This is a genomic window from uncultured Corynebacterium sp. (assembly GCF_902782855.1).
Classification (GTDB): Bacteria; Actinomycetota; Actinomycetes; order Mycobacteriales; family Mycobacteriaceae; genus Corynebacterium.
The window spans coordinates 1-9,247 of record NZ_CACZOO010000182.1 but is presented as its reverse complement, the minus strand read 5'-3'; the positions used below and the strand labels follow the sequence as shown (position 1 = coordinate 9,247).

The 9,247-nt window shown below is 68.7% G+C and carries 9 protein-coding genes; all 9 read left to right on the top strand.

Features of this window, described 5'->3' with window-relative positions; translation table 11 throughout:
• The first annotated feature begins 62 nt into the window (after window positions 1-62).
• A complete protein-coding gene (locus QZV72_RS08125) occupies window positions 63-1,334 on the top strand; it encodes a lipase family protein (RefSeq protein ID WP_297007122.1) in 1,272 nt (423 codons plus the stop codon).
• 182 nt (window positions 1,335-1,516) lie between these two features.
• A complete protein-coding gene (locus QZV72_RS08120) occupies window positions 1,517-1,798 on the top strand; it encodes a DUF2892 domain-containing protein (RefSeq protein WP_297007120.1) in 282 nt (93 codons plus the stop codon).
• A gap of 58 nt (window positions 1,799-1,856) precedes the next feature.
• Window positions 1,857-3,296: an ABC transporter permease gene (locus tag QZV72_RS08115; protein WP_297007119.1), complete on the top strand. Its 1,440-nt coding sequence runs from the start codon at window positions 1,857-1,859 to the stop codon at window positions 3,294-3,296.
• A gap of 85 nt (window positions 3,297-3,381) precedes the next feature.
• Complete coding sequence (locus QZV72_RS08110; protein ID WP_297007116.1) at window positions 3,382-3,936, top strand: type II toxin-antitoxin system PemK/MazF family toxin; 555 nt, start codon at window positions 3,382-3,384, stop codon at window positions 3,934-3,936.
• 3 nt (window positions 3,937-3,939) lie between these two features.
• A complete protein-coding gene (locus QZV72_RS08105; RefSeq protein ID WP_297007113.1) occupies window positions 3,940-4,230 on the top strand; it encodes a hypothetical protein in 291 nt (96 codons plus the stop codon).
• The gene (locus QZV72_RS08100; protein ID WP_297007110.1) at window positions 4,227-4,889 is read left to right on the top strand and encodes a DNA-3-methyladenine glycosylase I; all 663 of its coding nucleotides are present in this window, start codon (window positions 4,227-4,229) and stop codon (window positions 4,887-4,889) included. Before QZV72_RS08105 ends, QZV72_RS08100 begins: the two co-directional genes overlap by 4 nt.
• A 260-nt stretch (window positions 4,890-5,149) precedes the next feature.
• Window positions 5,150-5,419, top strand: coding sequence for a 30S ribosomal protein S20 (rpsT, locus tag QZV72_RS08095; RefSeq protein ID WP_297007108.1), 270 nt, complete (start codon window positions 5,150-5,152; stop codon window positions 5,417-5,419).
• A 277-nt stretch (window positions 5,420-5,696) separates the two neighbouring features.
• On the top strand, window positions 5,697-7,640 hold the full coding sequence (locus tag QZV72_RS08090) for a calcineurin-like phosphoesterase family protein (RefSeq protein WP_297007105.1): 1,944 nt from the start codon (window positions 5,697-5,699) through the stop codon (window positions 7,638-7,640).
• Window positions 7,641-7,762: 122 nt separating this feature from the next.
• Window positions 7,763-9,154 (top strand): NAD-dependent succinate-semialdehyde dehydrogenase, encoded by a 1,392-nt coding sequence (locus tag QZV72_RS08085; RefSeq protein WP_297007102.1) that lies wholly within the window; start codon window positions 7,763-7,765, stop codon window positions 9,152-9,154.
• Window positions 9,155-9,247: the final 93 nt, after the last annotated feature.

Here is a 9,247-nt window from a genome sequence, read left to right as displayed (position 1 = left end):
GCGTCTTGACCGTCTTCCAGAATTGACACCTTCCAGTCCTCCCACCGTGCCATGATTACAGGATGGTCATCCCCGTTCTTCATCGATCACGCCGACGGCTCAGCTCCATCGCTCTCGCCCTCGGCACCGCCGGAGCGCTGGTACTGTCCCCGGCGTCCGCAGTCGGTTCCGCGTTGCAGCCCGCTGACGACAGTGCGTCCGCCTATACCACCGCCACCGCACAGCACGCCCCCGAACGGGTCTCCGGTGCCGGCCCGGCCTTCTACGGGTGGACAGCTGACATTCCCGCCCCCGGCACCCTCCTGCGCATCGGCGACTACTCCGGCACCGCCCCCGCCGACGCCTCGACACGGCTGATCCTCTACTCGACCACCCGTGCCGACGGTTCCCCCGCCGTGGCCAGCGCCGTCGTCGCCATTCCGGACGCCGCCACCGCCACCGAACGCACGGTCCTCGCCTGGCAGCACGGGACCACCGGCGTCGCCCAGGCCTGCGCCCCCAGCCTCACCGACATCGCCCTGACCCCGGAGGCGATCCCGGGCATCGACCGGGCGATCGACCGTGGCTGGGTCGTCGTCGCGACCGACTACCCCGGACAGGGCACCGCGGGACGTTACCCCTTCCTCATCGGTGAAGGTGAGGGACGATCCACTCTCGACGGCATCCGCGCCGTCGGGCAGCTCCCGGAGGCCGACGCCGGGCGGGACGCCCTGTTGTGGGGCCACTCGCAGGGTGGGCACGCCACCCTGTTCGCCGACCAGATAGCCGCGACGTACGCCCCGGAGCTCCGGATCCGGGGTGTCGCCGCACTGTCCGCCGCCGCGGACCCGATGCTCATGGCCCGGCGCGTCCTCGGGCCGGACGCCGGCGCCCTGTCCGCGGTGATCGCGTCCTACGTGCTGGTGCCCTACGCCGACGAGTACCCGGACGTTGTGCTGGAGGACTACGTGACGCCGGGGCTCTCCCCGCTGGTCCAGAGTTTTGCGGCCCACTGCACCTCGGATCCGGCGATGGCGCTCTCGGTGCTCAGTGCCTCGGTCGTCAACGAGGTCGTCCCGGTCATCGACGCTGACCTCGACGACAGTCCCGCAGCACGCCGTCTCACCGAGAACATCGCCTCCGGGGACGGTACCGCCCCACTGTTCCTGGGCCAGGGCACCGAGGATGAGGTCGTCCCCATCGACAGTCAGCGGGAGCTGGTGCCCCGGGCTCAGGCCAGCGGACGCAGTGTCACCGTGCACGAGTACGAGGGCGGGACCCACATGGGTGTGATCGCCGCTGATTCCCCGCTGATCGACGATCTCTTCGGTTGGGCCGACGCGCTCGGGGTGTGACGGTCCACCGCCCGGAGTCGAGGTGGTCGGCAGCATCGCCTCCCTGAGATGTACCGCCGGTTCGGGCACTGTCCGGGCCGGCAGTGCTTCCCTTTTTACATACCCCCCTGGGTATACTGAGCTCCTGTACTGAAGCGACCCCGTGAGCCGTTCACGGACCCGAACCCGTCAGGAGCTGTCCTTTGCCCGCGCACCCCGCCCCGCCCGTCCGGCCCGACGAACCGACACAGCCCGCCGCCGGTTCCCGCATCAGCGTCGACCGCGTCATCCCCGGCATCGCCGCCACCGTACTGTTGACCAGCATCGCACTGGTCGCCCTCGTCGGCCCCTGGTGGCTTCTCCTCACCGGTTTCGTCGCCGTGAATCTCGCCCTCTACTCCGCCGTCGGCTGGTGCCCCGTCTCCCTGCTCCTCACGAGGCTCGGCATCCGGCGTTACCCCGCCTGCACCGTCGATCCCCGGTAGCGGCACCCCCGGACGTGCCGCGACTTCGCCCGTCAGTTAAGATAACGCCGTTATGGATATGACTGACCGGCCGACGCCCGGGACCGGGACCCCGGAGACCACCGACCATCTCGTCTACGCGATGCCGCAGAAGAAGTCGGCCTACCGCCGCTGGTACGCCGCCCAGCACCCCAACGTGCAGATGGTGCTGTCACAGCTCTGGATGCCGGTGTTCATGCTCACCATGTTCATCCTGTGCTACGTCGCCCCCTTCCAGCACGCCTCCCCGCGCGATGTGCCGATCGGCGTCGTCGGCACGGTCGACCAGACACGGACCCTCCAGGCCGCCGCGGACCGGGGCGAGCCCGGCGCGATCGCCTTCGAGACCGTCACCGACCACGCCACCGCGCAACAGAAGGTGACCGACGGTAACCTCGCCGCCGCCTACGACGTGGACACCGACACCCTCGTCACCGCCTCCGCGCTCCAGGCCCAGGCGGCCACGATCATCCCGAGGATCGTCACCCCGCTACTGCCCGCGCTCGGACAGGACGAGACCCCCACCGTCGAGGACCTCGCTCCCCTACCCGCCCACGACATCGGCATGACCCCCATGTACCTCATGATCGCCTGGTGCATCTCCGGCTACCTCGCCGCGATGTTCGTCGGGCTCATGGGCGGCCCGCTGGGGCGCCGCGTCCGCTTCTTCATCATCGCCTGCACCGCTGTGCTGCTGAGTTTCATCTCCGCGCTGCTCGTCAGTCCGGTCCTCGGCGCCGTCGAAGGTCATTTCTGGGCGTTGTGGGGCCTCGGCTTCGTCTGGGCCTTCGCCATCGGCGCGGCGGTCAACGGCGTGTCGTACTTCGTCGGACGCTTTGTCGCCGTGCCTGCGATGCTCATGTTCATCTTCCTGTCGATGCCCTCGTCAGGTGGTGCCCTGCCGATCTGGATGATGCCGCGCCTGTTCGAGTGGTTGTCCCACGTCGTCGTCGGCAGCGGTATCACCGGGATGCTCAAGGAGCTGGTCTACGGCGTCGGACCAGGGTACGCCCACGGCTGGGTCATGATCGTCTGCTACATCGTCGCCGGCGTGCTGCTGTCGCTGGTCGGTAAGCCCTTCCGGGAGCGCAGGCTCATCCGCCGGATTCTCCGCGGCCGCACCACCATGTTCCAGGACGCCCAGCGGGCCGCCGGACGCCACGGCGCGGTCGAGCAGAAGAAGGTTCTCGCCGCGCACGGCCTGACGGTCCGCGAGTCCGACGGTGCGGTGCTGCGGATCCCGCCGGAGGCCCACCACCGTGGTCTGCGGGAGAAGGTCGGCGAGGTCGTCGCCCACATCGACGAGGCGGCGTCCGAGAAGGCGCACCGGCACGGCGGCACCGTGGTCGCCACCGACGGTTCACTCGTCGACGACGCCCCGGTCACCGGACTCGAGACGACACAGGCTGACTTCGATGATCTGCGGACGGAACGGTCACAGACCCGACACGTCGGGGACGACGGGACTGCCACGCAGTAGCCTCCCCACCACCCCTGTCCCACGACAACACCAGTCACACACACCACATGGTCACAGCAACTGAGGTATGACTAGCATGGACCCCATGACGGAGTCTGCCCGCACCCCCAGCAATCCCGTCCGTCGTGTCCGCCACTTCATCGAGCGCCACTTCCACCATCGTGGCCACCTCGACCGCGGCATCGATGAACTGCACGCCAACCTCGGTCTGGTCACCCGGGCATCAGCCGACCACGCCGACCACCAGGTGACCGTCACCGTGCCGGCCGGCTCACTGGCACGACCGGTGATCTACGCTCCCGACATGGACGGGCAGGTCGATCCCGGCGAGGTCGTCTGGTACGGCGTCGTCCGCACCCGGGACGACACCCCCGAACTGCGCGCCTGCCTCATCGTCGGGCGCAACGAGCACACCCTGCTGGGCCTGCTCATCAGCTCGAACCCGGAGCACCGCACCGAGGACAACTGGATCTCCATCGGCACCGGTCTGTGGGACCCGAAGGGCAACAAGTGCTGGGTGCGCGTCGACCGGATCGTGGAGATCCCCGAAGCCCGCATCCAACGCCGGGGAGTGTCGATGCCGGAGCGGCGCTACGACCGCATAGCCGGGGAGCTGCGCAGCCGGCACAGCTGGACCTGAGCCGTGACCGGACCAGGCCTGTTCGATCCTCCCGAACCACCCCGCACCCCGGTCGACCTGCCGGCCGGGGCCCGGTTCCTGCCCGGCTGGTTGACACGGGGGCAGCAGCAGTGGATCGTCCGGCAGTACGTGCGCCGGGTCGAAGGCCCGGTCCCACCGCGGCGTCCCTTCCACTGCCCCGCCCGGTGGAACTACCACGGTGTGCCGCGGGTCTTCGACGGCACGGCACCGCCGGGGTGCGGTATCACGGGAAGGCTGAACATCACACTGCGGGAGACGGGACTGGCCCCTTGACCGACCTCTCACCGGAGACCACCGGAGACCTCGTCATCGGCGACGACGGGAGGGCACGCCCGGCGTGGGCGGCGTCCGACCGGATGCTGCGCGACTACTACGACACCGAATGGGGCATGCCGGTGACCACCGAGCAGGGCATGTTCGAACGGTTGAGTCTGGAGGCATTCCAGTCCGGCCTGAGCTGGGCGACGATCCTGCGCAAGCGCCCCGCCTTCCGCTCCGCCTTCGCCGGATTCGACCCGGACGCCGTCGCCGCGTTCACCGGGGACGACGTGGAGCATCTCATGGCGGACGCCGGCATCGTGCGCAACCGCCGCAAGATCCTCGCCACGGTGAACAACGCACGGGCGACGGTCGCCATGCGTGGCGGCGGCGATACAGCTGACCTGGACCTGGCGTCCTTCATCTGGTCCTTCCGCCCCGGGCGGACGCCGGAACCGACGCGCCACGCGGAGGTCCCTACGACCTCGCCGGAGTCCGTGGCGCTGGCGAAGGCGCTGAAGAAGCGGGGCTTCACCTTCGTCGGGCCGACCACGATGTTCGCGCTCATGGAGGCCGTCGGGATCGTCGACACGCATCTAGTGGGGTCATGGCGGCGCGGGTCCTCGGGAGTATGGGCGCCAGAAGTACGGGCGCCGGGGCGCACACGTCAGTGACACAGACCGCGTCGCCGCCCGAGGCCGCGGGCCTCTCCCCTCACGTTCACGGCGGGTGGTTCGCCGGGTGACCGTTAGGCGGGTGGGGCGTGCGCGTGTAGGGTGTGTCAGGTTGACCCGCGACCGTGCGTGGCGCTGTCACCGCATCCGGCAGGACCTTGGGCCGGGTGTCAGAGACCGTGACTGCGGCTGACCCGCACGGAAGTGGCGAACGATCAGAAGTACCACCGGATTCACCGTTCAGGAAGAGGTATTCCCCCATGGCCAACATCAAGCAGCAGAAGAAGCGCGTCCTCACCAACGAGCTCGCCCGTCAGCGTAACCAGGCCGTCCGTTCCCGCCTGCGCACCGAGACCCGTAAGTTCCACGCCCTGGTCGCCGCCGGCGATGCCGAAGGTGCCGAGAAGCAGCTCCGTGTCGCTTCCCGCCTCTACGACAAGGCCGCCACCAAGCACGTCATCCACAAGAACAACGCCGCCAACAAGAAGTCCGGCCTGGCCGCCGAGCTGAACAAGCTCACCGCCAAGTAGATCCGCCACTGCGGCGCCGCACCGGGCGCCTGTGGTCCCTGCACCGCCCGTCATCCTTCCCGGATGGCGGGCGGTGTCGTGTCTGCATCCGGGGCCGGGGTCGGCGTCATCCGGCCGTGCCGATTTCACCCGGAACACCGTCACCGCCTGTTCACTCCCCCACCACCCGACCGCCACGCGCACGCCACCGCAGCGTGACCGGGCGTCCCTACACTCCCGTGAGGTGCGGTCATCCGCCGCACGATCCACTCTCCGACCTCACAGGGGCTTACTCTCCATGTCTTCCTCGCGCACCTCGCGCCCACGCCGGCATCTCACCGCCGCGTCCCTCGCACTCCTCGCCGCCGCACTCACCGCGGCCACCACGTCCACCGTGTCCACCGCCATCGCCGATGATCTGCCCGGCTCCGCGTCGGCCGGTTCCTCGGGCTCCCTGCCCGGCTCACTGGGTTCCTCGGGATCCTCCGGCTCCTCGGGCTCCCTCCCCGGTTCCTCCGACGCGGGCAGCGGCACCCCCACCACCAACGACGGCCTCTACGAGGGCCACGTCGACGTCTCCGACGAGCCCGCCGACGACCAGTCCACCTTCACCGGCCGCGTCTTCGACGACGCCAACCGCAACTCCGTCCTCGACGACGGCGAACAGCCGGTCGCCGGCGTCCCCGTCAGCAACGGCGTCGACGTCACCACCACCGACGAGGAGGGACGGTATGAGCTGCCCGCCGGTGACAACGTCACCCTCTCGGTCACCCAGCCGGCCGGCTGGCAGGTACCGGTCGACGCCGACAACTTCGCCCAGTTCTCCTACAACCACCTGCCCGAGGGCTCCACCGACCTCAGGTTCGGTGGCCTGGAACCGACCGGCGATGTGCCGGCCGCGGTGAACTTCCCGATGGCGAAGTCCGATGCCACCGCCGCGAAGGACCAGTCCTGCCCGGTCGCCGCGGACACCCAGACCTATGACCGGGAGGAGGTCGGGTACGCGGCGAAGGGCGCCCCCGCCGATCTCGCCCAGCGCGACGACTACGCGGGCTGCGGCGTCATGCTGCTGGGCGACAATGTCGGCGACGACCTCTCCCTCAACCCGGACCTGCGGTCGCTGTACCGGAACATGAACGGCCCGGTGCGCGCCCTGCCCGGCAACCACGACATGGACTACGACGCCACGGACGACTCCCACGCCACGGACACCTACCGCCAGGCCTTCGGTGCGACGCACTACTCGTACAATGTCGGCGACACGCACTTCATCGCCCTCGACAACATCGAGTACAAGGGCGCGAAGCCGGACGGGTCGAAGAACGGCTACCTGGAGAAGATCGGCGCCGACCAGCTGACGTGGCTGAAGAACGATCTGGCCCAGGTCGACCCGGAGACGCAGGTCGTGGTGTACGCCCACGCGCCGATCGTCAACTACCGGGAACTCATCACCGATGACGCCCTCGCCTTCTATGACGCGGTCGCCACACACCCGAACCTGGTGACCGTCGGCGGGCACACCCACACCCTCGAGCACCTGCTCGCCGGGGAGCGGCGTCAGGAGTGGACGGACGCCGGCCTGCCCGAGCTGCCCTACGACCAGATCGTGGCCGGCGCGGTCTCCGGCGACTGGTACTCCGGCGGGCTCAACGACAACGGTGTCCCCCACGCCTACACCTCGGACGCCGCGGAGCCGGGCGTCTACACCCTGTCCTTCTCCGGCGACGCCCCCGGCACCTATTCCGGACGCTACACGGTGCGCGGCGAGCCGCAGGACCACCAGCAGCTCATCGGCGTGAACTCGCCGACGTGGCGGGAATGGGCCGGCGAAGCGCAACTCTGGCAGGACAACGACAAGGTCGGGGACGCTCCGGCCCCGATCGACCCGTTGAGTGTTCCCGCCGCGGATCTGACGGACGGACAGTCGTTCCTGACCTCGAGTTTCTTCGGTGGGTCCACCCGGGCGACGGTGTCGGTCTCCTTCGACGGCGGGGACGCCGTGGATGCGCGGATCACTCAGCCGGCGACCGGCGAGGCGGAGAACAAGGGATGGGAGTTCACTGACCCGATCTCCGCGACCGAGAACCTGACGACGAGCGGGAACGTGGCGCAGTCGAGCCCGCACCTGTGGCGCGTCGCGCTCCCCGGTGACCTGACGCCGGGGCAGCACACCGCGCGGGTCACGGCGACAGACCGTGACGGCACGGTGTACACCGAGACCGTGGCGTTCACCGTAGAGTAGGCGGAGTAGGCGCAGACCTCCCCTCCCCCGCTGTGGGGAAGATCACCCTGCCATTCCGGCCCGAGGTTGACCTAACCTCGGGAGTTGGACAACGAACCGCATTGAGCGAAAGGACCACCGTCATGGCTTACGCAACCACCAATCCCTACACCGGCGAGGTCGTCAAGACCTTCCCCACCGCCACCGCCGAGGAGATCGACAAGGCCATCACCGCGGCGGACGCCACCTTCCGCACGTGGTCGGCGTCCTCCGTCGAGGATCGTGCCGCGGTCCTCGCGAAGGCCGCGGAGATCCTGCGGGCGAACAAGCGCGACTACGCCGAGACCCTGACTCTGGAGATGGGCAAGCTCATCGGTGAGGCGGAGGCGGAGGTCGAACTGTCGGCCGGGATCCTGGAGTACTACGCCGTGCACGGTGCCGAGGCACTCGCTCCGCGTTACCTGCACGCCGAGGGGTTCGGCGACCAGGACGTAGCGCTGGTCAATGACCCCCTGGGTGTCCTCTACGCCGTGGAGCCGTGGAACTTCCCCTACTACCAGGTCATCCGCATCAGCGCCCCGCAGTTCCTCGCCGGTAACACGATCGTGCTCAAGCACGCGTCGAATGTGCCGCAGTCCGCGCTGCGGATGGTTGAGCTCTACCGTCAGGCCGGTGCGCCGGAGGGCCTGCTGACCAACGTCTTCGCCGGTCATGACGCCACCGACCAGATCCTCGCTGATCCGCGGGTCCGCGGTGTCGCACTGACCGGGTCAGAGGGGGCAGGCGCCGCTATTGCGTCGGCCGCCGCGAAGAACCTGAAGAAGTCGACCCTGGAGCTCGGCGGCGCCGACGCTTTCGTCGTCCTGGAGGACGCGGAGGTGGAGAAGGCCGCGAAGTGGGCGGCTTTCGGTCGGCACTGGAACGCCGGTCAGGTGTGCGTCTCCTCCAAGCGGCTCATCGTCGTCGATGCGGTGTATGACCGGTTCCTCACCGAGTACCGTAAGCATGTCGCCGAGTTCGTCGCCGGTGACCCGATGGATCCGGCAACGACCCTGGCGCCGCTGTCCTCCCAGCAGGCCGCTGATGACCTGGCTGCGCAGGTCGAGAAGGCGAAGGCCGAAGGCGCCACCGTCGAGGCGATCGGTGCTGAGGTGCCGGAGCAGGGGGCGTTCGCCCGGCCGCTGCTGATCACGGACATCCCGGAGGGTTCGGAGACCTCGCAGACCGAGTTCTTCGGCCCGGTGACCCAGCTCTACCGTGCCAAGGACGAGGAGGATGCCGTGCGCATCGCCAACGACACCCCCTTCGGCCTGGGTGGTTCGGTGTTCTCCACCGATATCGAGCGTGCCCGCAAGGTCGCCCGCCGGATCGACACCGGCATGGTGTTCATCAACCAGCCGACCGGTGTGAAGGCGGATGTTCCGTTCGGCGGTGTGAAGCACTCCGGTTACGGCCACGAGCTCATCGATCTGGGGATCAAGGAGTTCGTGAACCAGAAGGTCGTCGTCGTCACTGACATCGACGGCTCCTTCTGATCCGTCACCGGATGACGGTGCGGACGGTCTGCGGTTCCTCCCCCATGAACTGCCGGCGGAAGTAGTCCTTGACCACCTCACGCCTGGACCTCT

Excerpts from the sequence above, each read along its gene's own strand:
- QZV72_RS08090 (WP_297007105.1), top strand. The coding sequence starts at position 5,697 with ATGTCTTCCTCGCGCACCTCGCGCCCACGCCGGCATCTCACCGCCGCG.
- QZV72_RS08110 (WP_297007116.1), top strand. The coding sequence starts at position 3,382 with ATGACGGAGTCTGCCCGCACCCCCAGCAATCCCGTCCGTCGTGTCCGC.
- QZV72_RS08125 (WP_297007122.1), top strand. The coding sequence starts at position 63 with ATGGTCATCCCCGTTCTTCATCGATCACGCCGACGGCTCAGCTCCATC.
- rpsT (WP_297007108.1), top strand. The coding sequence starts at position 5,150 with ATGGCCAACATCAAGCAGCAGAAGAAGCGCGTCCTCACCAACGAGCTC.
- QZV72_RS08115 (WP_297007119.1), top strand. The coding sequence starts at position 1,857 with ATGACTGACCGGCCGACGCCCGGGACCGGGACCCCGGAGACCACCGAC.
- QZV72_RS08085 (WP_297007102.1), top strand. The coding sequence starts at position 7,763 with ATGGCTTACGCAACCACCAATCCCTACACCGGCGAGGTCGTCAAGACC.